Raw genomic sequence first — 25,631 nt, 5'->3', positions numbered from 1 at the left:
TGTAACGCTGAAAGTTAAATCAGCTTAAGCATTAGCTAAACGAATTGAATTTGAAGGTAGAGCCATGAACCCACAATTTGTCCCGAACGTTGCACAAAAAATTCTGTTTATCGACCGCGATGGCACCTTGATTGAAGAGCCCATCACCGACAAACAGGTCGATAGTCTAGCGAAATTAGTGTTCGAGCCACAGGTGATCCCCGCTTTGCTACGTCTGCAAAAGGCAGGGTTTCGCTTAGTCATGGTCAGCAATCAAGACGGCCTTGGCACACCGTCTTTCCCGCAGGTAGATTTCGACGCTCCCCACAATATGATGATGCAAATCCTCAAAAGCCAAGGGGTTAACTTTGAAGATGTGGTGATTTGCCCGCACTTTAACGATGAAAATTGCAGCTGCCGTAAACCTAAGCTTGGGCTAGTAAAAGACTATCTCACCCAAGGCTGTATCGATTTCACCCAGTCAGCGGTGATTGGCGATCGCGAAACCGATGTGGAGCTGGGCAATGCCATGGGCATTAAAAGCCTGAAATATCAACGCGACACTTTAGGTTGGAACGCCATCGCCGATGCGCTGCTGAGTAAAGGCCGCACCGCCACTGTTGTGCGTACCACCAAAGAAACCGATATTCGCGTAACTGTTGATCTCGACAGTTCAGTCAAAGGCAAAATCGACACTGGCATTGGCTTTTTCGACCACATGCTCGATCAAATTGCCACCCACGGTAATTTTAAAATGGATGTGAAAGTCGATGGCGATCTAGAAATCGACGATCACCACAGCATCGAAGACACTGCACTGGCTATAGGTGATGCCCTGCGCCAAGCGCTCGGCGACAAACGCGGCATTGCCCGTTTCGGCTTTAGTCTGCCGATGGACGAAGCCAAGGGTGAATGTCTGCTGGATATCTCTGGCCGCCCTTTTATCAAGTTCTCGGCCGATTTTGAGCGTGAGCATGTGGGCGAAATGGCCACTGAAATGGTGCCGCACTTCTTCCGATCCTTTGCCGATGGCCTGCGCTGTACGCTGCATGTGTCGACCGAAGGCGATAACGATCACCACAAGGTTGAAGCCCTGTTTAAAGTGCTCGGCCGCGCGCTACGCCAAGCAGTTAAAGTCGAAGGCGATATTCTGCCATCGAGCAAAGGCGTGCTTTAAGGCATCAGCATAAATCGTTTAAGAGGTTAGGATGCAACAAGACACTCTATTAATAGCTGGCCAGCAATTAACAACTAGCCCGCAATTAACAGCAAATGAATCATCAGATGCTGAAACCGTCATCATAGACACGGGCTGCGCCAATTTAAACTCAGTACGTTTCGCCTTCGAGCGTTTAGGCGCTAAGGTGTTGGTCACAGACGATAAAACCAAAATCAAAGCGGCAAAACGTGTGGTGCTACCGGGAGTGGGCACAGCGGGAGCCGCCATGGCGTCCTTGCATGAAAAAGGCTTGGTCGAACTCATTCAAGGCCTGACTCAACCTGTACTGGGAGTATGCCTTGGCATGCAAATGTTGGCGGCGATTTCTAAGGAGCGCGGCGGAAAAGGTCAAGATTGCGAGTGCTTAGGCATAATCCCAATCGACATTTGTGAACTGGATACGCAGTTACTCAAAGCTGAAGGCTTACCTTTGCCACACATGGGCTGGAACCAACTTAAGCTTACGACAAACTCACAAGGAGCCAAAATCCCTAACGTTCACCCGCTGTTTACGGGCATTGAAGATGGCAGTTATGTGTATTTCGTCCACAGTTACCGCGCGCCGTTGAGTGAATTTACCTTAGCCCAATGTTCCTATGGTGAAGACTTTAGCGCCGCCATCGGCAAAGGCAACTTTATGGGCGTGCAGTTCCACCCCGAAAAAAGTGCCGCCGTGGGTGCGCAAATTCTGCGTAATTTTTTACAGATGGATGAAGCGCTGATGGACAAGTTGGCGCAGGAAAGACTGACCAATGAATAAATTACTCATTAAAAAACCAGTTATTAATAAACAACTTACAAATAAATCAATCGAGGATTTAAGCATATGATTATTCCTGCGATTGATTTAATTGATGGCAATGTCGTCCGCCTTTATCAAGGCGATTACAGCCAGCAGACCACCTTTGATTTAAGTCCTTTGGCACAGCTGCAATCCTATGAAGCACAAGGCGCTAAGTGGTTGCATCTCGTTGATTTAACGGGCGCGAAAGATCCCGCGAAACGCCAAACTCGCCTTATCAGTGAACTCGTGGCGGGACTTAACGCCAATATTCAAGTGGGCGGCGGCATTCGTACTGAAGAGCAAGTCACTGAATTATTAGCTATCGGCGTAAAACGTGTGGTGATTGGCTCACTGGCGGTGAAAGAACCTAAATTAGTTAAGCAATGGTTTATCAAATACGGCAGCGAAGCGATTTGCCTCGCACTCGATGTCAATATCAACCAGAGCGGTGAGAAAATGGTCGCCGTATCCGGTTGGCAAAGTGGCGGCGGTAAGAGTTTGGAATCCCTCGTAGAAACCTTTAGCACGGTCGGCTTAAAGCACGCGCTGGTGACTGATATTAGCCGTGATGGCACCTTAACGGGCGCCAATACCGCGCTTTATCAAGAAATTGCTGCAAGCTTCCCCGACATCGCTTGGCAAGCCTCTGGCGGTATTGCGACCCTTGAGGATGTGAGCGCCGTGCGAGACAGCGGCGCTGCGGGCATCATTATCGGTAAAGCCTTGCTTATCAATCAGTTTAATGTGGCGGAGGCAATCCAATGCTGGCCAAACGACTAGTCCCCTGTTTAGATGTAAAAGACGGTAAAGTAGTGAAAGGCGTGCAGTTCCGTAACCACGAAATTGTCGGCGATATCGTCCCGTTAGCCGCGCGTTATGCCGAAGAAGGCGCCGATGAGCTAGTATTTTATGACATTACCGCCAGCGCCCACGAACGTGTGGTCGATAAATCGTGGGTGAGCCGCGTGGCGGAACAGATTGATATTCCCTTCTGCGTGGCCGGTGGCATTAAAACCATTAGCCAAGCCCGAGAATTATTAGCCTTTGGTGCGGATAAGATTTCGATTAATTCCCCCGCCTTAACCGATCCGAGTCTGATCTCGCGCCTGCAGGACGAGTTCGGCCGCCAGTGTATCGTGATTGGTATCGACTCCTTTTTCGATGCCACCAGCAACAGCTATAAGGTAAAGCAATTTACCGGCGATGAAACGGCAACTAAGGATACTCAGTGGTTCACCCAAGACTGGGTTGAAGAAGTACAGAAACGAGGTTGTGGTGAAATCGTGCTCAATGTGATGAACCAAGACGGCGTGCGCGGCGGCTATGATATCAAACAGTTAAGTCTTGTTCGCGCCATCTGCGACGTGCCTTTAATTGCCTCGGGCGGTGCTGGGACTATGGCGCATTTTCGCGATGTATTTATTGAAGCTAAGGTCGATGCGGCGCTGGCAGCGAGCGTATTCCACAAGGCAATTATCAACATAGGTGAATTAAAAGCCTATTTAGCGGCCGAAGGTATCGCGATTAGACGCTAGAGCGGTTCTAGGTTCTAGGTTCTAGGTTCTAGGTTCTAGGTTCTAGGTTCTAGGTTCTAGGTTCTAGGTTCTAGGTTCTAGGTTCTAGGTTCTAGGTTCTAGGTTCTACAAACAGATTAAGAGTGAATACTATGTCAACGCAAACAAACACTAAGTCGGATTTTAGCCCTGTTCAAGTTAATGAGCTGGATTGGAACAAACAGGATGGGCTCATTCCTGCCGTTATCCAAAATCATTTATCGGGCAAGGTATTAATGCTCGGTTATATGGATAAGGCCGCGCTGGAAAAAACCTTGAGCACAGGTGATGTCACCTTTTTCAGCCGCTCAAAACAGCGCTTGTGGACTAAAGGTGAAACCTCGGGGAATACGCTAAGGTTGGTCGCTATCGATAAAGACTGCGATAACGATAGCCTGTTAGTGCAAGTGATCCCCAACGGCCCAACCTGCCACAAAGGCACCGAAAGTTGCTGGTTAGATGACAATGCGCATCCATTTTTGAACAACCTCGCCAGCTTAATCACCTCGCGCAAAGGGCAAAGTGCCGATTCCAGCTATACAGCGTCTTTGTTTGCGCGCGGCACGAAACGTATCGCCCAAAAGGTCGGGGAAGAAGGTCTTGAAACCGCCCTTGCCGCTGCGACCCACGATAAAGAAGAGCTGGTTAACGAAGCCTCAGATCTTATCTATCACTTGCTGGTATTGCTTGAAGATCAAAACTTAAGCCTCAGTGACATCACAGCAAACTTGCTGGCAAGACATGAAAAGGCGCTGCAGAACAAAGCATAATCTGCTTACTGATTCTGATTTCACACTAGTCACTGACATCTAGAAATGCCGCACACTTGAGCCAAGTCTGCGGCATTTTTTATTGCGCGATTCCCTCAAGTGCCATTGCCGCAATGTGATCAATGAATATCTTGCGCCTTAATCCTGTGACAAAAAATAATCAAAATACTGTTGTAATGGTTGACAAGTACATTTCAGTTCCCTATGGTAACCTCCGTTGCCGTTAGGTTATTAAGGCAAAGCATCAAAACACTTATCCGTTTTTACTCAACACACGCTAAGGCAAGTTTTATGTGTTTCACAGCATTTTGTACTCCCTATCTGTAGCCGCAATGGATATACCCAAACTACCTGAAGATACGAGTTTCAGAGCGCCTAGGGGGATTCAATTCAAGGCGCATCAATGACAGAATGTCGACCACCTTTTGAATTGATGCAACACGGAAGTGAAGTGCCCTAGGCGCTCCGTCCCGGCGGGTTTTAACGCACTTTATGCGGTGTTGGTTATTTTTAACTTAGCCCGCTAGGTCTGCAAATAACCGCCTTGCCTAAAGTGCGTTAAACTCCCGCTGAATCCTGCATCTTCAGGTTGTTTGGGTATAAAATAGGCACCTCGCCTGGCCTTCCATTGTGGCCATATCCTTTCGGATCCGCTGAGCGCCACTGTCTCATTTGCTTAAATCATTTTGTGCTTGAATCGCATCAAAATCCTTTAAGACAGTTGCTTTAGGATCAAGTCTTTATCTCTTTTTCTTGCAACACGCTTTTGAGATCATGTTATGACACAGAATAAAATTTTCGGCAGTTTACTGCTTATCGCCGGCACCACAATCGGCGCGGGCATGTTGGCTTTGCCTATCGCATCGGCTGGACTTGGCTTTGGCACTTCCTCCGCCATTATGCTCATCCTATGGGCGCTAATGGCCTACACGGCGCTGCTAATGGTGGAAATCCATCAATTCGCCCCCAGCGATGCCAGTCTTAATCACTTAGCGCAACGCTTATTGGGTCGTAAGGGCCAGTTGATCGCCAATAGCGCCCTGATGTTTTTACTGTACGCCCTCTGCGCCGCCTACATTGCTGGCGGCGGCGAGCAAGTGAACCAAAAGCTGAGCACTTGGCTAGGACTAAATTTGCCACCGCAGGCGGGTGCAATCCTATTCACCCTGCTGGTTGGCGCCATTGTGGGCATGGGAACCCACTGTGTGGATCTCATCAATCGCGGTTTATTTGCCCTTAAGCTATTGGCATTATTGCTTATGTTGGCATTGTTACTGCCGCAGGTTGAAAGCCCACATTTGCTCGAACTCCCGCTCAACCAAGGGCTGATTATCACGGCTATTCCGGTGATTTTTACCTCCTTTGGTTTTCACGGTTCGATTCCCTCAGTGGTGCGCTACTTGGGCGTTGAGGTCAAAGCCCTGCGAAGGATCATGTTGTTTGGCTCGGCTTTGCCATTAGTGATTTACCTTTTGTGGCAACTGGGCAGTCAAGGCGTATTGAACCAAAGTCAATTGCTCGAAAATCAGAGCTTATCAAGCTTTATCAATCAACTGGCAAGTGTGCTGCACAGTGAATACTTAAGTAGCGCTATTAGTCTATTTGCCGATCTCGCCCTTGCGACCTCATTTTTAGGGGTGAGTTTAGGTTTGTTCGATTTTATGGCCTCAAGCTTAAGGCAAGAAGATAATGCAACAGGTCGAAGCTTAACCGCGGCTATCACCTTTTTACCGCCCTTAGGTTTTGCCCTCTTCTACCCTCAAGGTTTTATCACAGCGCTGGGTTACGCGGCGATTGCGCTGGTGATCCTCGCCATCTTTTTACCTGTGGCCATGGTGTGGACACAACGCCAGATGCGAGACGCGGCCAATATGCCGACGGGTTACCGCGTTGCGGGCGGCAAGTTAGCCTTAATGCTCGCCACACTTTGCGGAATTGTGGTGATCGCCGCCCAGATATTTAGCTAGCCGCAATTCACTCACCAAGAATGAGTTAACCAAAAGTTAGCTAGCTCGAATAAAAGATTAAGTACAAGAGCCTGTAAAACCTCAACTATTGACAGCAGGCGCTTGTCTATTCAATGATCCTTTCACATTAGTCAGCTAAGCCCTTGAGTGTTAAACTGCCTCAAGTGCTCGTGCGCGATATAAGAGCTCCGATGCGATAACTCCGGAGCAACAGCCCAGAATCAAACGCTCCGAAGTAGCCGCTCCGAAGTAAAAGTGCCGATGAAATATACACATTCGTGTATTTGTGCACTGCTAAGGCACGAGTTTGATCAGGGCTCAGTCAATAAAGGATAAATATCAAACCCAATGCCAATCCACAACAAGCCAAGCCGTGGCAATGCCTCTGATAGCAACGCACTTCAGCACGAGGCAACGCAGATATCCGCTGGCCCTCGCAGTGGTGCTTTAGATTTTGGAACGGATACTCATGTTGCTGCACAAAATCGCCGTAAATTCCCCCTAAAAAAAACCTTATTGGCGACCAGCTTAACGGGCATCTTGGCGGGCGTGGCGTTAACTGTTTGGATTGTGAATACCCAGGCTGAACAACTCATCATACGGGCGGCAAATTTTGCCCTCACAGGTATGGACAGCGAACTGATTAACATTGAATTAGGGGAAAGTCAGTTAGAACATTGGCGAATTACCTCTGCCAATCTGAGGGTACATGATAGCCATATCAGGCTTAATGATTTGAATATTCAGCTAAAACTTGACTGGCCACAGAGTTTTGCCGAACTTAAACAGTTCAGCCAAGCCTCTTACCTCACTCAAAAAATCACCCAAATCTCCACAGGTGATATTGAGGTCGAGTTAGGGCAATCACTGTTTTTACCCAATCGGAATGCCATCGATGAACAAGGCCCCGCATTGGCCTTAGATATCAAATCATTACCACTCATTGATATCGGCAAAACCAACCTTATTCTCAAAGCCCACCATCTCGACACCCAAAATGATTTACCCGTCTATCGTTTGGTGATGGACAAGTTGAGCCTCAACGGCGCGGGGGAAATCAACAGCGAGTTTAGCCACGCAGGCGAAAGTATCGCCACACTTAAAGCAACACTCGAAACCAACAAATGGCAACTCATGAGTCAAATCCAGCTCGCGCCGCTGCTTGCGAGCTTGCATCAAATAAGCCTGAGGCAAGCGCAGGACAGTGTACTGAGTCCGTTAACTGAGCTTGATAAAGAGTGGCAAGCGTTAGCGATTGATCTACAAGGTCAATTGGTGTCCAACAGCAGTATCACTTTAACCTCAGGCGAACTTATCAGTGAGCATCAGTTAATCAAGCCAAAGCTGACCTTTAATCAGTTGGCAGCGCTGCAACTTGCACCTAAACCCGAGCTTGCGCCAAAACCTGAGCTCGCATTTAAGATTGCAGGGCATTTAGCCGAACTTGACCTAAAACTAGAACCCTTTAGCTTAGCCCTGAGTCCAAATACAGAGCAGCAACAACGACTGATGCAGCTGCTCGATGCATCACTAGCTAAACCTTCATCTCAGTCAGTATCTGAACCAGTATCTCAACCGATAGCTGAGCAAGTGCCTGATCCGCTAGCGAGTCAAATCGCTAAGCTGCTATCGGGGCTCAAAAGTACAGATGCACCAGTAGGGATCGCACTGACATTGCCTGAAGCCCTGCACTATCCGCTGACTCAAATTCCGCAAGATGTGCACTTAGCTAATCCCCTTGCGATTAAACTTCCTCGAGTGAAGCTTAAAACCTTAGGCAGCAAGCTAGATACCCAAGTCGATTTGGCCAATGTTGAAATCACAAAATCAACCGAAGCACTGTCCTTCAAAACAGATTGGCGCCTTAGTACGAGGCAAACAAGCTCAATGCAATTATCTGAATTGTGGGCAAATCCGCCGCAGGATTTTAGCTGGAATAATAGTCAGTTAACGACAGCAGGCACATTTAACTTAGTTCAGACGCCAAGTTCAACCGATTGGCAATTTATCACTGCCGCTACCGAATCGACTGAACTGACTCAATCAGCAAAAAAAAATACTGGCAACACGCTACAATTCGCCGTGGGTGAGCTTAAGCGTATTAGCATGCAAAATAAAAATGCGGCTAAACATGCAGAGTTTAGCCTTGGTAGTATCGCGATAAATGCCCTTGCGCCGCTGAACATAAGCTCGCTGCAAAGCACTCATACTCAGAGTTCTGGTATTCAAAACGCTAGCATTCAGAAAGTCAGTCCAGCGCAAAGCTCAGTGCCCACATCTGATACCGCAAACAGGTTAACCCTTGCCATACCGCCTTTAGCCTTAGCACTGGAGCAACTGTATTTTTCGCAGACCAAACAGACTTTAGTGACAGATGATGTAGTCGCTGAGGCTAATGCGGATAAAAATGCTAGCACTAGCATCATAACGAAAACCGATATGAATGCGGGCAGTTTCTCGATTGCATTACAAAAAGCCATGTCATTTGAGCTTAAACCCGATATCGAAGCGCTGTTCGACTCACTACGCGCTACCACTTGGCGTAATCAACTCGCATGGCAAGCAAGTCAGCTTAATATCGAAAAACAGCTCAGCAGCAAAGGCCGCAGCCGCAAAGAAACCGTACTTAAGCTGGACAAGTTAACGCTGGCACAAAGCTTAGATTGGAAAAATAACACGCTCTTTGGTGATGAGCATTGGCAAGTGGGCACCGTTGAGCTGCAAAGCCAACACAAGTTGAATCTTGCCACCGCGAACAATCCCTTAGTGTTAACGGGCCAATGGGTAGTCAACACTAGCATGACCGAGGCGCTAGCCTTACTCAATCAAACCCAACCCTTACCATCTGAGCTTAATGTCACAGGTAATAACCAATTACAGGCACAGTTTAATTTAACCCAACAGCGCGATCAGACCCAATTTGCCATGCAAATTACCCAGTCGATGACCGAACTTGAAGGTTTTTATAAGGACACCACCTTTGAGGGGGGGAAACTGCAGGCGCAATGTGAGTTTACTTGGGGCCAATCTCATAAAAAACAGCAGGATAAAGGCTATTTTAGCAGTCTCAGTAAGCTCAATTGTCCGCAGACACTGATGACCTTTAACCTGTTTGATCCTGGCTTCCCACTGACCGATATCGAAGTGGAAGCCGATATCGCCCTTGGCAAAGATGCCGAGAAATTGCCCGACAATTGGATACAACAACTCACAGGCTTAAGTGACACCGATGTTTCCATGACCGCCAAAGGCAAAGTGCTCAGCGGCCAGTTTCTGCTGCCAGAATTTAATCTTAAATTACAGGATAAATCCCATGCCTATCTGTTACTGCAGGCCATGAGTCTAGAAGAGGTCCTGCGCATTCAACCGCAAATTGGCATCTATGCCGACGGCATATTCGATGGCGTGTTGCCCGTCGATTTAATCAACGGCAAAGTGTCGATCACTGGCGGGCAATTAGCCGCGCGCGCACCCGGCGGACTTATCGCTATCTCAGGCAACCCCGCCGTTGAACAAATGCGCCAATCCCAGCCATACCTAGATTTTGTCTTTTCGACGCTAGAACACTTACAATACAGTCAATTATCGAGCAGCTTTGACATGGACCAAACTGGTGATGCTAAGCTACTCGTCGAAGTGAAAGGCCGCAGCCAAGGGGTTGAACGTCCTATCCACTTGAATTACTCCCACGAAGAGAACATGCTGCAATTATTTAGAAGTCTGCAAATTGGTAATGACTTGCAGGACAGAATCGAAAAATCAGTGAAGTAACAAGGAAACCTCAGTGAAGATAATTCAATTACAGCAAATTAGCATAGGTACCCGAAGCGCACTTATCGCATTGGTAGCCCTAGCCTCATTGCAGGGCTGTACGCCCACAGTCAAAATAGAACCGCCGGATAAACCTATCGTTATCAATCTCAATGTGAAAATTGAACATGAGATACGGATCAAAGTAGATAAGGAATTAGATCAACTCCTGTCAGACGATAAGCTGTTCTAATTAAATAAGAATTGAGGAATCACCATGAAATCAATCCGACTAAAAACAAAGTTATTATTGCTATTAACCCTCAGCTTCTTAAGCCTAAGCGCCTTTGCCATGTCACTTCAAGAAGCTAAATCACAGGGCTATTTAGGCGAACAAGCCAACGGCTACTTAGGATTAGTGCAAGCCAATCCCGAAGCCAAAGCCGTGATGGACGACGTAAATAACAAACGTCGCGCCCACTACGAAACCATCGCCAAGAAGAACAAACTCTCCCCAGCCGACGTTGCTAAACTCGCAGGCGAAAAAGCCATAGCCGCCACAGATAAAGGCAACTATGTACAAGATGCCAAAGGCAAATGGATTAAAAAGTAGTCCACTTTCTAAGGCTCTAGCGCGTAAAAGCAAAACGAATAGAAATAAACAAAACGCCTGCAATAGCAGGCGTTTTCATTGGTGGTCGATAAAAGGAATGATTTGCTGGCCAATACCTTTGAACGAGGATCTAGATTTTAGATTGTTTGATGGAGTTTGGTTAAGCACTGTCATTCCAGTGACTCGCAGCAAGTACATCCGTGTATGCTCGACCCTGAAGAATCCCCTGATGATTTACATATAAATCATTAGATTGGAGTGAACTTGCACCTTGAAGTGTGATCTGATGGAAGTGCGAACAAACATCAATCACAGGGCTTCAAGGTGCAAGTGTTAACTATCTTACATCAATCTCTCTATCAACATTGTCCAGAAATCCATCAAAAGCGACTCAATACCCTCATGGTTGCTTGCCGAGCACTTATCAACGCGGATTGCCTCACCCTAACGCATTTAGGGCGGCACATTGATGGCACCAGCACTCATACTAAGCACTCAATAAAACGCATGGATAGATTGTTGGGCAACCCGCATCTTCACCATGAAAGAATGGCTGTTTATCAGTGGCATGCAAAGTGGTTGCTAACAGCACATACGATGCCGACAATATTGGTGGATTGGTCAGATATGCTTGAAGGTCGTGAGCTTATTGCGCTACGCGCCTCTATCGCTATCAAAGGTCGCTCTATCACGCTCTACGAACGAACATTTCCGTTAGTGCTGCAAGGCACTCAAACCGCCCATAATCAGTTTCTTAATGAACTCAGAAAAGTATTACCTGACAACATCACCCCGCTGATAGTTACTGACGCGGGCTTTCGTAATCCATGGTTTCGCAAAGTCGAGCAGCTCGGTTGGTATTGGCTGGGTCGCGTTAGAGGATTGAGTGTCTATCGGCCGCATCCTTTCGGTCGCCAATTTTCACTAAAAGCGCTTTATCCCCAAGCCCGTCGTCGCGCAAAACATGTTGGGCGGGTGGCGTTATCGGTAAAGAAACCTTTGTTATGTGAGATGGTATTGTTCAGGGCCCCAAGTAAAGGTCAGCGAAGTACGACAACAGACTGTCACCATACGGCGCAATGGACGTATGAACTGACCGCCAAAGAACCTTGGGCACTGGTGACTAACTTGACCATGGAAGCCATGTCGCCTCAAAAACTGGTTAATATTTACCAAAAGCGGATGCAAATAGAAGAAACCTTTAGAGATTTAAAAAGTCCCGCTTATGGCTTTGGTTTACGTCATAGCAGAACACGTTACGCGGCGAGGATGGATATACTGCTATTGATAGCATTATTGGTGCAACTGGCATTTTGGTGGGTAGGATTATACGGGGAAACACAGCAATTACAGCGGCACTTCCAAGCCAACACGGTAAAGAAAAGGAATGTGCTATCAACAATCAGAATAGGCAAAGAACTGCTGCGGCGACGGCATGATTACCCCATATCAGCAGATGATTTGCTTTGTGCTGCGAAGAAACTAGCTGAACTCTCATTAACTCATGGTTGTTGGGGTTATGAATTATGAGGGGATCCTACAGTGCTCGACCGTGACATCCCTGTCACGGACGGTCACTTCCATGACTGTGCTTAATCTCATCGACCCCGGCGTACACTGGGTAACAAAATTTAACAATGGGTGTCTTATTAAATTGTCTTATTAAATTCGGTGATGGACGACGTAAATAACAAACGTCGCGCCCACTACGAAACCATCGCCAAGAAGAACAAACTCTCCCCAGCCGACGTTGCTAAACTCGCAGGCGAAAAAGCCATAGCCGCCACAGATAAAGGCAACTATGTGCAAGATGCCAAAGGCAAATGGATTAAGAAATAATCCGCTTTTTAAGGTTCTAGCGCGTAAAAGCAAAACGAATAGATATAAACAAAAACGCCTGCAATTGCAGGCGTTTTCATTGGTGGATTTGTCGGTAACTGGATAGATGATTTACTTAACTAAAAGCTAACTGACGACAAAATAATTAATATTAATTTTCATTGCTTCCCCAGTCACTCGCCTTCCTATTTCTAGTAAGAAGCATCCCACATTAATACAACAATTTTTCATGCCTGTAATTTGCCCACATGACATAACCTAAAACAATACAACCTGATAGCAAAAGAAAAACTCTGGTATTTTCAGTGTCAGGGATAGCTTGAAAGACAGAGTTTAGCCATAACGGGAAAAATATTCCAATAGGGATAACAGTGACGATGAACAATGCAGAAATAAAGTAGCAAATAAGAATGTTGCCGATGCCGCGTGGTTTAGGCCATCCAAAGCGCAAATTCATAGATTTATGCAATTTAACCAAAAATGTAATCGTGGCTAGGTAGATTATGATTCCTACAATAAACAACAATATATCTATCATGTTCAATTTGGCTTATAACGCCGCTATCAATTGCGGCAAAAAGTGGAGTAAGTGAAGCGAACGTAACTTTTTGACGTCAATTACATAGCTTGGTTAGGCTTCCGTCACTTCTAGGATTACACTGGTCTAAATTTTTGGGTTCCAGTAAAGTCCTCCACCATATTTAAAGTGCTCCTTTACTGCACTCAGTGTTTCTGTATGAGACTCAAATATCGTGAACCTAGAGCCTAACTTTGTATAGTGCGCATGCGCGTTTACCTCATTAGACCAGTAAAAACGCGCATGGTTAACTAACTGTAATAAAAGGAACTTATCAGCTTTTGTTTAGATATACCATCAGGAAAAACGCGCATGCGCGTTTTCCAAACCTATTGTCTCAAGCTGTCAAAAAATAAGTTGTTGATAATAAATGCTATATACATCGAAAAGACCGAACACCCACAGATTTTTGCTTTTAGCGCTGCACAGACAACACTAAAAAATCAAAGTAAAACACCGTTAAATGTAATCTCTAATCTTTCAAATCTATAGACTACGCAAATGCTAAAAGGTGCGCCATGGTGATTGGCGAGACGACCGTCCGCCCCATGGACGGGGCGGTCGAGCATCCAAGGATGGACTGGCTGCGTGTCGACGAGTGAATACCATGGCAAACCAGACTGCGTAGTGAGTTTGATACTACAAGCAGAGCCAATAAAGAGTAATAAGACTCACGAATTATCATTGGGTAGCATTCGATAGAAAGGTGTTGAAGAGTCACGTGACTAATTTTAGATAAAAGCTTTCTTAGCAGAAAAGAGTACGGATAGCGCACTAATGCTATGGAGATTTAAGCGAATTATCGGCTAATAATAGATATCAAAAACCAATAATGACTATTGATCTACAACTACGCTATGCCGCAACCACGTGGCGCTGTGCACGTAGTGGGTGTAAGCGATTATGCATCACTTTGATGGTTTCAAACTGCACCATAGTTTTCGCGCCCGACAAAACACATTCAGGTGACAATAACATCACTAGCGCGGACTGTAGGGTATTTTCAACCACGAGGGCTAGTACTCTTTGCTTTTGGCATTTTAGCTCAAAGACTTTACCTACATCGCTATAAACACAGACATCACTGGTATCAAAAAACCATGATTTAGGCATTTGTGGTGTCAGCATAAAATGGGCTGCGGTGGCATTGAGCGCAATTTGAACAATAGCGGCATCGGACAAAGACAGAGTTTTAGGCAATCTATCGAGTAAGTTCATATAGAATTTGGCGTGCGCAATATTAAATTCCATGCTTGATAAGGCATCTGGAATGAGTAATTTTGCTTTATAAGACGTCAGAAATTCTATCTCGGAACCTAACGATACGCCTAATACACCATACGAATCGTTATATTTCCATTGCCAATCTTTTTGCGGCATTAATAACATAACGGTGACCCAATATTTGAACACTGGGACATAATAGTAGATATTTTATCCAATATCAAAATAAAAATAATAAAATACAAATTATTTAACAGTTACTTAGTCGATCTATTGTAAGATCTTAACAGCGATCTAAGGATCATTTTAGATCGCTGCTAAAGAATAAGATCTTATTTTAGATCGTTATATTAATCCTAAGATCATTATTTCAAGCGGTATGCATTCACTATTTCTTTAATTAACTTCGGACCTTGATAAATAAAACCTGAATAAATCTGAACCATAGTCGCGCCCGCATCAAATTTGGCTAAGGCATCTTCAGCGCTATTAATACCACCCACACCTATGATCGGGATCTGCCCTTTCAAACAAATTGCCAATTGCTTAATCACTTTAGTAGACAGCTCAGTTAAAGGTTTGCCGCTTAAGCCGCCGCTTTCATTGGCGTTGGCAAGACCGCTAACACCATCACGCGTTAAAGTAGTATTGGTCGCAATTGCGCCATCAAATTTGTTTTTAATCAAAGCTTGTGCGATATTTTCAATTTCTTCGATGGTTAAATCTGGAGCAATTTTAAGCGCGATGGGCACGTATTTTTTATGCTTTTCGGCCAGCTCAAGTTGCTTGGTTTTAATTGCGCTCAATAATTCATCTAATAGATCGCCATATTGTAGCGATCGTAATCCTGGGGTATTGGGTGATGAAATATTCACCGCAATATAAGCCGCATGGAGATAAACTTTATCCATGCAGATCAAATAATCGTCTTTACCTTGTTCTACTGGCGTGTCTTTATTTTTGCCAATATTGACGCCAACCATGATATTGGTCTTTTTAGCGATCAAATTTTTGACCAGATTATCGACACCCTTATTATTAAACCCCATGCGATTAATGATGCCTTTGGCAGGCTTTAATCTAAATAGACGGGGTAAATCGTTACCAGGCTGTGGTCTTGGGGTCACTGTACCCACTTCAATATGACCAAATCCCATCGCATGAAAGGCATCAATCGATTCGCCGTCCTTGTCCATACCGGCAGCGAGTCCCACTGGGTTAGGAAAGGTCAACCCCATAAAGCTGACAGGAGCGGGGGCAATCGTTTGTCCATATAGACACGTTAACGGGCTATTGGCGGTCATTTTTAAACTGCCTATAGCAAGATGGTGAGCTCGCTCAGGATCCATCTGAAACATGACTTTCTGTGCGATTTTATAAAACATGTACTTTCCTCGACCTAAAAAAAGCCCCGGCGATCGCCAGGGCTTCTGATTGTTATAATAAGTTTACTTTTGGCCTTCGCAATGAAGGATCAGAAGGTTAAGTTCACGTAGGGCGACAGAGAACTTAGCAAACTCATGGATTTGCGACGTTTTAAAGTCAGCTAGCATGTGGAACCATCTTTCCAATAAGCCTTGATTTATCTCAATCCACTGAGAAATCACACTTTCGGCATCACAGGTTGCACTGCAGGTTCTTAAGACCACTGAACTCAATGCACGTTGTTGCCAATCTAACTCTTCCCTAAAGGCAGCACGAGCCAGTGCTTGCCAATGGTTCGCTACAGGTTGAGCGCTGATCTGTTCTAAAAACCAATGCAGCTCAACGCGGGCGCCGAGTTTGAAGTAAGTTTCAGCCACTAATGCCACTGTCTTATCTTCTGTTTGCGCAATTTGGGCAATGTCTAAGGCAGAGAACAAGGTGCTCATGTTAGCCACAATCGTTGCCACAGCTTGTGGTACGTTTTCTTTGACCAAGGCATTGATCTCAGATTGAATACCTTTCGCTTCTTCTTCGACCAGATATAAATGAACATTATCTTTAATTTGTTCAAATACCGGTTTGAAGAAAGCAACGGTTTGTTCGATGCTCCAAGTGCGGTTACGGTGACGTAGGAACCAGCGGCTAGCACGACGCATATTGCGGCGTAACTGATGCAGCATTTCACCTTGAACCACAGCCGGAACTATGCCGTTTAAGTCAGTGATCGATTTAGTTAATTCAGCTAAACCAAATACTTCGCGGGCCATAGTGTAGCAAATTGCCGCGTCGGCAACTGAGGCACCAGTCTCATCTTGCATACGTTGAACAAAGTTCAAACCCATGTCGTTGACGAGTTCATTGGCGAGTGAGGTCGCAATGATTTCGCCACGCAGTGGATGGGTTGCCATTTTGTCGCTGTATTTTTCCTGAAGTTTTTTCGGGAAATAGGCGATAAGCAATTGGCTTAACAGCGTATCTTCAGTGATTTCTGGGGTCACTAATTGCTCTTTCAGCACCATTTTTGCATAGGCAACCAATACTGATAGCTCTGGGCGCGTTAATGCACGACCACTGGCTAGACGTTCAGCTAGCTCATCGTCAGACGGTAAGAACTCTAACGCTCTGTCTAACTTGCCTTCTTTTTCCAGATACTGGATAAAGCGGATCTGCTCTTTTAACTGCTCAGCACCACGCACTTGGGTGACGGAGATAGTACGAGTTTGATCTTTACAGTCTTGCAGTACGATTTGGCCGACTTCTTCAGTCATTTCTTCCAGTAAACGGTTACGCTGCTTAAGCGTCAGCTCACCTTCAGTCACCATAGCGTTCAGCAAAATCTTGATGTTCACTTCGTTGTCTGAACAATCCACACCACCTACGTTATCCACGAAGTCAGTGTTGATACGGCCGCCGTTAGACGCATATTCGATTCGACCTAACTGAGTACAACCTAAGTTACCACCCTCGCCGACTATCTTAGCGCGCAGTTCGCCACCGTTGACACGTAGAGCATCATTGGCACGATCGCCGACTTCAGCGTGGGTTTCCCGTGAAGATTTCACATACGTACCGATACCGCCGTTCCAGATCAAATCCACTGGCATTTTCAACAGTTCTTTCATCAGCTCAGTTGGGGTCATAGAGGTTTTCTCTGTGGCCAACATTTGCTTCATCTCTGCCGATAATGGAATGGATTTAGATGAACGTAGGAAAATACCGCCACCTTTAGAAATCAACTTGCTGCTGTAGTCTTCCCAGCTTGAACGTGGCAGAGCGAATAAACGCGCCCGTTCATCATAACTTAATGCCGTATCCGGATTTGGATCGATAAAGATGTGCATGTGGTTAAAGGCTGCAACCAGTTTAGTGTGCTTAGACAACAACATACCGTTACCGAATACGTCGCCCGCCATGTCACCTATACCTAAACAGGTAAAGTCTGTGGTTTGGCAATCAATACCGACTTCGCGAAAATGACGCTTAACCGATTCCCAGCCGCCTTTGGCCGTGATACCCATTTTCTTATGGTCATAACCGTTGCTGCCACCCGATGCGAATGCATCACCGAGCCAGAAGCGGTATTCGAGGGAAATCGAGTTTGCGATATCAGAGAATGTCGCAGTGCCTTTATCGGCTGCGACCACTAAATATGGGTCATCTTCATCGTGACGAACCACATCCAATGGGTGGACGATTTCACCGTTCAAAATGTTATCGGTAATATCGAGTAAAGCACGGATAAAGATGCGGTAACATTCTTGACCTTCGGTGAAGAAAGCTTCACGGCCGCCTTCAGTTGGCAATTGTTTACAAACAAAGCCACCTTTAGCACCCACAGGCACAATCACAGTGTTTTTCACTTGCTGTGCTTTTACCAGACCTAATACTTCGGTACGGAAGTCTTCACGACGATCTGACCAACGCAGACCACCACGAGCCACTTTACCGTAACGTAAATGCACACCTTCAACCCGTGGCGAATAAACGAATATTTCGAATTTCGGCAGTGGACGTGGCATTTCAGGGATCAGTGAAGGCATGAATTTAAACGAGATATAACTCTTAGATTCGCCTTTGGCATCCAGTTGGTAGAAGTTGGTACGCAGAGTGGCGTTAATCAAGTCTAAATAACGACGAATAATACGGTCATCATCTAAGCTAGACACTTCGTCTAAACGTAAATTGATCTGCTCCAAAAACTTGCCCAGAGTACGGGTTTTCAGTTTAGGGTTAAATTTACGGATGAACATCTTCACCAACAAATCAGCGATTTGTGGGTAACGACCGAAGGTTTCTTCAATATATGACTGACTGAAAGTCGCATCGATTTGACGCATGTATTTCGCATAAGCGCGCAATACAGAGACTTCACGGCCGGTTAAACCTGACGCCAGAATAATGCGGTTGAAGCCGTCATCTTCTAACTTCTTTTGCCACACTTGTGACAGTGCTGTTTGGAATCTGTCTTGGCTATCAGCGATGTTATCTGTGTTGACGACTTTAACTGTCATCAAGAAGTCTAAGATCCAGAAGGTAGAACCGTCTGAAGTCGTGACTTCATATGGACGCTCGTTGATCACGCGCAGACCAAAGTTTTCGAGCATTGGCAGCACGTCAGAAAGATGAATAGGCTCATCTTTGTGGAATAGCTTTAAACGCACTTTGTTGTCGTTCAGCGCCGCTTCCTGCGGTTGATAGAACAACATGCCGAGCTTGTGTTCATCATCCAGTGCTTCGAGCTGTTGCATGTCGACGACGGCAGAACTTGGCAATACGTCTTCTTTATAGCTTTGCTCAAACGCATTGAAATAACGCTTAGTCAGATGAGTGCCAGCTTCTTCGCCGAGTGCACTGTTAAGCGCAGTGCTTAACTTATCTTCCCACGAACGTGCCGCTTCTATTAAGTTGTTCTCTATGGCAGCCACATCTACATCCATATTATTGTTATCAACTTTGACTATGTAGTGAGTGCGGGCTAGCGTCGACTCGGAAAAATAAGTCGTAAACTCTACATCTTCTTTGCTGTTAAAGTGCTGGGCCAGAATACGTTGAGTATCTTGGCGGAGTTTAGTGTTGTAACGATCCTTAGAAACGTACACTAAACAGGATAAGAAACGGCCAAAGCCATCTTTGCGTACAAAGAGTTTCAGCTTGTCTCTGTCTTGCATTTCTAACACGCCATGGGCCATGTGCGATAAATCATCAACATTGGCTTGAATTAGCTCGTCACGAGGTAAATTTTCAAGGATATTTAGCAGGGCTTTATAGTCGTGTGAACGTGGGGTCAAGCCTGAACGATCTAACACACGCTGCACTTTTTCATTCAGCAGTGGGATTTCACGTGGGCTGCGGTTATACAGGTTTGACGCATATAAACCGATAAATCTATCTTCGCCAATCACATTGCCTTTCTTATCGAAACGCTTAATACCAATATAATCGACATAAGCTGGGCGATGTACGCGGCTCTTGGCACTGCTCTTAGTGAGGATCAACAAGCTGTGATCTAAGGCTTCTTTGCGGGCGCTATCGGAGAAGCTAGATAGCAACAAACCTTGCTCAGGTTGCGCTTTAGTGTGCTTGTTCATCAAACCTAAACTAGAGGCGATATTAGGCACTAACTCAACGTCACCTTCGACACGTTTCAAATCGTATTGACGGTAACCTAATAGCGTAAAGTGATGATTATTCAAGTAAGTCAGGAAGTTAATCGCTTCTTCTAACTCTTGCTTATCGCCCGGGAACGGACGTTTTGGCAATTCCTTAATCATCTCAGCCAACTTGGCAGACATGACTTCCCAGTCGTTGACTGATGAAGCGACATCGGCAAGCACAGACTGAATTTCGCGCTCTAATGCTTTGATATCGACCGTGCTGCTTTGACGGTCAATTTCAATCAAAAATACGGCGACATGCTCAGTGCTTTCAGGGCTTTTATTAAGATAAGTAACATTCGTCACACCACTTTCTGAACGCTCAATCGCCAGTGGAGTGTGCAACATCATGTGAGCAGTAATACCCATACGATTCAATGCCATACCAACTGAATCGACCAAGAATGGCATGTCAGGTTGGATAACTTCAATGATCGAGTGAGTAGATTGCCAGCCGTGTTTGGCTTGGCTAGGATTGAACACTCTCAGATGAGTGTTACCTTTTGGTGTTTTATTCAGGGCGTTCCATAAACTGAGAACCGCACCGTATAAATCACTGTCATTACGCGCATTGAGATCGTCTTTCGACATGTGGGCATAAAGGCAGGTGGCGAACTGTTCAACTTGCTTGGCTTGTGAATTAGGGACTTTAGCGTGAATTAAACTGACTACATTTTCAAGTAGTACTGAAGGCATTGCATCTTTCAAGGCCATGTTGCTGTTTCCTTAAGCGTCTATGGCAGCGCTTTTTTCATTATTTGGATGCTTCGGCTTAACAATCGCAGATAAATTAATGTGATCTAGATCGTCGCGCGAAGTTTATTACTAAAACCGCTGTATTTCGAGGAAAATTTTAGTGGTACATCCTCTTGAAATCCAGTGTTGGCGTAAACAAGGAATGACAAATGACCAAACAATCGATAAAGCAGACTAAGTATTCAAAAGTAAATGGGGAGCTTAGCTCCCCATTTGTAGACTCTACTTAGGCTGGCGCCAGAAAATGGCTGCCAATGCAGGTAGGATAATTATGGCACCGAGCATATTTACCACAAACATGAATGTTAACAATATTCCCATGTCCATTTGGAATTTAAGCGCCGAAAAGAACCAAGTACTGACACCAATCGCCAATGTAAGGCCAGTAAAAATCACCGCACTGCCCCGCTCGACCAACGCCTCATAGTAAGCCTGCTGTACTGGCATACCATTCGATAGCTTAGACGACATAGTCGAGAGGATATAAATACCATAGTCCACACCAATACCAACCCCCAGCGCGATGACAGGTAAGGTACTGACAGCTAAGCCAATATCGAGCTGAGTCATCAAAGCCTGTGCCAGTGTCGACACGACATATAACGGAATAATGACCGCCACAGTGGCTTTAAAAGATTTAAAGCTGATTAAGCAGAGTACAAACACAGCACCATAGACGTATATCATCATAGGTAACTGCGCCTCGGCCACCGCTTCGTTAGTCGCTGCCATTACACCCACAGGACCCGACGCCAGTTTAAACTGCAACTTCTCGTTGTCCATTTTCGCGGCGACGGCTTTGACCTTAGCGACCACAGTTTCTATGGTTTCGGCCTTGTGATCTTTCATAAACAGATACACAGGCATGACAGAACAATCGCCATTTAATAAACCTGAAGTCGTGGGAATTTGGCCAATGGCCTGTACTAAGCTCGCCGTTGTACGCGGCAACACTTCCCACCTTGGATTACCTTCGTTGAAGCCAGCATTCACTTTTTTAGCGACTGACGCCAAACTCACTGTCGACTCCACCCCAGGGGTATTGCGCACTAACCACTCAAACTGATCAATTTGAGTGAGCACATCGTGGTAAGTACAGGCTTCAGGTGCTGCCTCAACAATCACAGTCATCACATCTGTGGTGATAGAGAAATGATCTGTGATGAAGAAGGTATCGAGGTTATAACGCGAATCTTGATGTAACGCTGGCGCGCCGCCTTGTAAGTCACCAATCTTCATCTGATTGGCTTGTTGCAAACCCACAAAATACAACACCACAGTGGCAATAATGACTACCACAGCATATTTAGGCGTCGCAAAACGCGCCATGAAGCGCCAAATAGCCTCAGTTCGCACTTCTTCAGCGGTCGGTTCTGCGTGTTTATTGACTTTGATTTCAGTAAAAGAAATCACCAAAGGCAACAGGATAAGGTTAGTGAAAATGATCACGCCAACACCGAGCGAGGCAGAAATCGCCAGCTCGCGAATAATCCCAATATCGATAAATAACAGGGTAATAAAACCAACAGTATCGGACAGTAATGCCACACCACCCGGCACTAATAAACTACGAAATGCCGACGCCGAAGCCGCTTTTGTCGTTTGCCCGTCGAGCACTCGACGCCGTACAGCATTGATGATCTGCACCCCGTGGCTCACACCGATGGCGAAGACTAAAAACGGTACCAGAATCGACATAGGATCGAGACCGAAACCTATCACAGTCAATAAACCAAGCTGCCAGACCACAGCCGTTAAACTGCAGACCAGTGGCAACATGGTCAAGATGATGGATTTAGAAAAGAGGTAAACCATGACGGCGGTGATCAAAATCGCGATCACGAAAAACAGCAACACGCCCTTAGCGCCATCAGCCACATCCCCCGCCATTTTGGCGAAACCTATGATGTGAATTTTAACCTTATCGGTTTCGAACTTGCCCCTAAGCTCTTTTTCTAATTGTGCAGCAAAAGCAATGGTATCAAGCGGTTTACCCGTCTGTGGATCAAAATCCATTAATTGAGCCGACACCATAGCCGCACTGTAATCGTTAGCAATTAATCGGCCGACAATCCCTGCTTTTTCAATATTATCGCGAACCGTTTCTAACCCAGACACTGAAGTTGAAAAATCCGCTGGAATAACTGGCCCGCCAGCAAAACCATCCTCAACGACTTCCGTAAAACGAGTGGAAGGCGAAAAAATTGATTTCACCTGCGCACGGTCAACCCCAGGAATAAAAAACAGCTGATCATGCACGTTTTTTAAGGTATCAAAATAGTTAGCATTAAAAATATTACCGCTGGTATCCTCCACCGCCACCATGATGCTGTTGGCACCACCAAAATCTTTTTGGTGTTTCAGGTAGGTCTGCATATAACTGTGCTGCAGTGGAATATTTTTGATAAAAGCCGCATCCATTTTGAGTTGACTGGCCTGATAGCCAAAAAACAACGTCAAAAACACAAAAATGCCGACGACCCATGCGCGATTGCGAAACAAAAATGACTCAAATCCGTTGACCAGTTTTTCTAACATCTTCTCGGCCCTGTTATTTATTGTAGTTTTAAAATTTTATGGCTTAAGAATAAACAGCCCTTGGCTGCCGGATAACCACATATTCCCTTGATTATCCTTCGCAATAGACACTAAGTTTTCCCCTTGGCGACGAGTCACGATACTGCTACTGTCGTCCTCATTTAGCTTGATCACTATCCCCGCATTACCCACTAAATATAGCGCGTCGTCAGAAACAACCATGGCACCGTTGATTGAGGATTGCACAGGCAGTTCTATTTGATTCCATTGGCTTAAACTCACATCAGCTTTGAATATATGACCGCGAAGGCCCATCACATACACAGCATTTTTCGTTTCTACGGCGTTAAACATAGAACCATCGTAATCAAAATTGGTACGCGTAAATGTTTTACCTTGATCGCCAGAAACAGCGACTAAGCCCAGCTCGCCAACCAATAATAAACGTCCATCGGTTAAGGTTAAAATACGATTAAAGTGCGGCAATAATGAAGCGCGCGCACTCAAATAGGCCGATTGATCGCTGCCTTTTAACTCCGCCAAATAAGCCACATCTTCTTCAGCTAAAAGCTCCTCATGGAACTCCTCGCGCCACTGGGCACCGCCATCATTAGTGCGATAAAACAAACCGTAAGCGCCAATTGCAATGCCATTGTTTTCGTCTAAAAACACCACATCGAGGAAAGGCTTTTCAATCTCTGGAGAATGCATTTGTAGCTGCCAAGTTTGACCGCCATCCTGAGTCTGTAAAATGGTTGCATCATGACCTACAGCCCAACCGCGTTTTTCATTGAGAAAAAAGACTTTGGTCAGCTGTGAACTCACGGGCGTTGCCACTTGATGCCAACTGCCGTCATACACCAGAGCATGGCCACGTTCACCCACAGCCACTAAACCTGCGCCTACGTTGGCAATATCTAAAATCAAAGATGAAGCAGCAAGAGGTTGAACTTGAGAAAAAATCTGATCAGAGGGCGTTGCAGATAACGTAGAAGGAAAAAAAGCGCCACCGAAACTTAATACAGCGACACACTGAAGGATGCGAAACGACATACAAACTTCCTTAAACTAATGAGGGGCGCTAAGCGCCCCTTTGTACGTGGCCTATTAACGGATACCTTCACGACGCAATGCATCGGGGGTAAAGTTAGCTTCAGTAAGTTTGGCATCGAAGTTATACATGCCACTTTGGTTGTCTAAGCCCATGGCGAGATAACGACGGGATTGCAAATCATGGAAGACTTCTAAAGTATCCCACTGTGCTGGCACTTCGTAGTAATTCAAGCCATGTGCAACAGCCACACGATACAACTGATCACGGTTGTCGTAGAGATCGGCGATTGACACTTGCCATGAATCTTCATCAAGGTACATATCGCGCACTTTATAAATGTGGCGCATACCGTCTTTCAGCGTCGCCCTCACTTGCCATACGCGGTGTTTTTCCCAACGAACGTATTCAGGATTCACATGACCAGGTTTCAATATTTGGTCATATTTAAGCTTATCTGAATGCAGTTTGTAATCGTTGTACGGGATATAAATTTCTTTTTTGCCAACCAGTTCCCAGTTGTAACGCACTGGAGAGCCGTTAAACATATCGAAATCATCTGTCGTACGCAGACCATCTGACACTGTACCCGGTGTATCAAAAGCCACGTTCGGCGCTTTACGTACTCGACGTTGACCTGTGTTATAGGTCCAAGCTTGGCGGGGAAGCGCCTCTTGATCCATGGTTTCTTTAACCAATAAGGCTGTACCTGCTAAACGTGCAGGCTGAGTCACCACTTGCTTAAAGTAGAACAGCGTATTGCTGGCTTTAAGCTGATCTAAGGTAATTTCTGGACGAGAATATTCGAAGCGAATTTCCTCAGCCGTTTCCACTAAGCTATAGCTACCATCGGCTGTCGGTGCAGCTTGGCTACGGGAAGTTTCGATATCGATACCACGAAAACGCAAAATGTGGTTCCAAATTGCTTCTAAACCATTTGCAGGGATCGGGAATGGAATACCAATAGCCGCGCCAGAAATACCATTGCCCTGTGCAATCAGTTCAGCACGAGTCGCGTTAACTTTAGTCGCATCGTAAACGAACTGTGGTACAGAGGCGCTACGGCGAGTCTTATACACATTCATCTTGTAGGTATCAGGATAAAGTTCGAACAGCTTCATCTGACCCGGCGTTAAAAAATCTTTATATTGCGCTTTGTTAGCATTGGTAATAGTAAATTCAATCTTATCCTCAGGGAAAGGATCTGGATGATGCATCCCTTTGGTATAACCCGCCACAGGCTTAGTGATACCACCATCCCACGCAGGAATAGAACCATCAGCATTACCTGCTTTTTCAGCACCTAAAGGGGTAAGTTCATTGCCAAGTTTTGCCGCATCAGCTTCTGATATCTTAGCCATAGCGACTGGCGCTGCGAACGCCAGCATGACTGCACTCGCCAATATCGTCAGTTTCTTCATTGTTTGAGTCC

General features: G+C 45.7%; 16 protein-coding genes and 1 pseudogene. 11 read left to right on the top strand and 6 right to left on the bottom strand.

Features of this window, described 5'->3' with window-relative positions:
- Positions 1–64: 64 nt before the first annotated feature.
- From hisB to L5M29_RS17095, 11 genes and pseudogenes are all read left to right on the top strand, one after another.
- On the top strand, positions 65–1,156 hold the full coding sequence (hisB, locus tag L5M29_RS17145) for a bifunctional histidinol-phosphatase/imidazoleglycerol-phosphate dehydratase HisB (RefSeq protein WP_131525901.1): 1,092 nt from the start codon (positions 65–67) through the stop codon (positions 1,154–1,156).
- Between the two features lie 31 nt (positions 1,157–1,187).
- Positions 1,188–1,958 carry an imidazole glycerol phosphate synthase subunit HisH gene (gene hisH / locus L5M29_RS17140; RefSeq protein WP_263168995.1) on the top strand — a complete coding sequence of 257 codons (771 nt, stop codon included), beginning with the start codon at positions 1,188–1,190 and terminating at the stop codon, positions 1,956–1,958.
- Between the two features lie 66 nt (positions 1,959–2,024).
- Positions 2,025–2,762, top strand: a complete 738-nt coding sequence (gene hisA / locus L5M29_RS17135) for a 1-(5-phosphoribosyl)-5-[(5-phosphoribosylamino)methylideneamino]imidazole-4-carboxamide isomerase (RefSeq protein ID WP_263168992.1) — start codon at positions 2,025–2,027, stop codon at positions 2,760–2,762.
- Positions 2,744–3,517: an imidazole glycerol phosphate synthase subunit HisF gene (gene hisF, locus L5M29_RS17130; RefSeq protein WP_226058464.1), complete on the top strand. Its 774-nt coding sequence runs from the start codon at positions 2,744–2,746 to the stop codon at positions 3,515–3,517. The genes hisA and hisF overlap by 19 nt, the downstream gene beginning before the upstream one ends.
- Before the next feature lie 131 nt (positions 3,518–3,648).
- Complete coding sequence (gene hisIE / locus L5M29_RS17125) at positions 3,649–4,305, top strand: bifunctional phosphoribosyl-AMP cyclohydrolase/phosphoribosyl-ATP diphosphatase HisIE (protein WP_263168989.1); 657 nt, start codon at positions 3,649–3,651, stop codon at positions 4,303–4,305.
- Between the two features lie 779 nt (positions 4,306–5,084).
- Positions 5,085–6,272: an aromatic amino acid transport family protein gene (locus L5M29_RS17120; protein ID WP_263168988.1), complete on the top strand. Its 1,188-nt coding sequence runs from the start codon at positions 5,085–5,087 to the stop codon at positions 6,270–6,272.
- Positions 6,273–6,620: 348 nt separating this feature from the next.
- Complete coding sequence (locus L5M29_RS17115) at positions 6,621–10,043, top strand: YdbH domain-containing protein (protein ID WP_263168987.1); 3,423 nt, start codon at positions 6,621–6,623, stop codon at positions 10,041–10,043.
- A 13-nt stretch (positions 10,044–10,056) separates the two neighbouring features.
- Entirely contained in the window at positions 10,057–10,275 is a 219-nt protein-coding gene (locus tag L5M29_RS17110) for a YnbE family lipoprotein (RefSeq protein WP_028759774.1), read from the top strand.
- Positions 10,276–10,299: 24 nt separating this feature from the next.
- Complete coding sequence (locus L5M29_RS17105; RefSeq protein WP_106650697.1) at positions 10,300–10,635, top strand: YdbL family protein; 336 nt, start codon at positions 10,300–10,302, stop codon at positions 10,633–10,635.
- Positions 10,636–10,959: 324 nt separating this feature from the next.
- Positions 10,960–12,165: an IS4 family transposase gene (locus L5M29_RS17100; protein WP_263168985.1), complete on the top strand. Its 1,206-nt coding sequence runs from the start codon at positions 10,960–10,962 to the stop codon at positions 12,163–12,165.
- Positions 12,166–12,303: 138 nt separating this feature from the next.
- Positions 12,304–12,474 (top strand): annotated as a pseudogene (locus L5M29_RS17095) (DUF1318 domain-containing protein); the annotation flags it as partial.
- A gap of 1,432 nt (positions 12,475–13,906) precedes the next feature.
- On the opposite strand, the gene L5M29_RS17090 reads toward L5M29_RS17095, so the two are convergent.
- The 6 genes from L5M29_RS17090 to L5M29_RS17065 form a co-directional block, all read right to left on the bottom strand.
- On the bottom strand, positions 13,907–14,440 hold the full coding sequence (locus L5M29_RS17090) for a cell division protein ZapC (protein ID WP_105252649.1): 534 nt from the start codon (positions 14,438–14,440) through the stop codon (positions 13,907–13,909).
- A 200-nt stretch (positions 14,441–14,640) separates the two neighbouring features.
- Positions 14,641–15,660, bottom strand: coding sequence for a quinone-dependent dihydroorotate dehydrogenase (pyrD, locus tag L5M29_RS17085; RefSeq protein ID WP_113940562.1), 1,020 nt, complete (start codon positions 15,658–15,660; stop codon positions 14,641–14,643).
- Between the two features lie 63 nt (positions 15,661–15,723).
- Entirely contained in the window at positions 15,724–20,568 is a 4,845-nt protein-coding gene (locus L5M29_RS17080) for an NAD-glutamate dehydrogenase (RefSeq protein WP_113940561.1), read from the bottom strand.
- Between the two features lie 264 nt (positions 20,569–20,832).
- Positions 20,833–23,148, bottom strand: coding sequence for an efflux RND transporter permease subunit (locus L5M29_RS17075; RefSeq protein ID WP_263168980.1), 2,316 nt, complete (start codon positions 23,146–23,148; stop codon positions 20,833–20,835).
- A gap of 36 nt (positions 23,149–23,184) precedes the next feature.
- Positions 23,185–24,201, bottom strand: a complete 1,017-nt coding sequence (locus L5M29_RS17070) for a WD40/YVTN/BNR-like repeat-containing protein (RefSeq protein WP_263168978.1) — start codon at positions 24,199–24,201, stop codon at positions 23,185–23,187.
- Positions 24,202–24,255: 54 nt separating this feature from the next.
- Positions 24,256–25,620: a DUF1329 domain-containing protein gene (locus L5M29_RS17065; protein WP_198572303.1), complete on the bottom strand. Its 1,365-nt coding sequence runs from the start codon at positions 25,618–25,620 to the stop codon at positions 24,256–24,258.
- Between the last annotated feature and the right edge of the window lie 11 nt (positions 25,621–25,631).

Origin of the sequence: Shewanella sp. SM95 (assembly GCF_025653595.1) — a bacterium.
Classification (GTDB): domain Bacteria; phylum Pseudomonadota; class Gammaproteobacteria; order Enterobacterales; family Shewanellaceae; genus Shewanella; species Shewanella oncorhynchi.
Note: the sequence above shows the minus strand (reverse complement) of the source record. Positions and strands in the feature narration are given on the sequence as shown.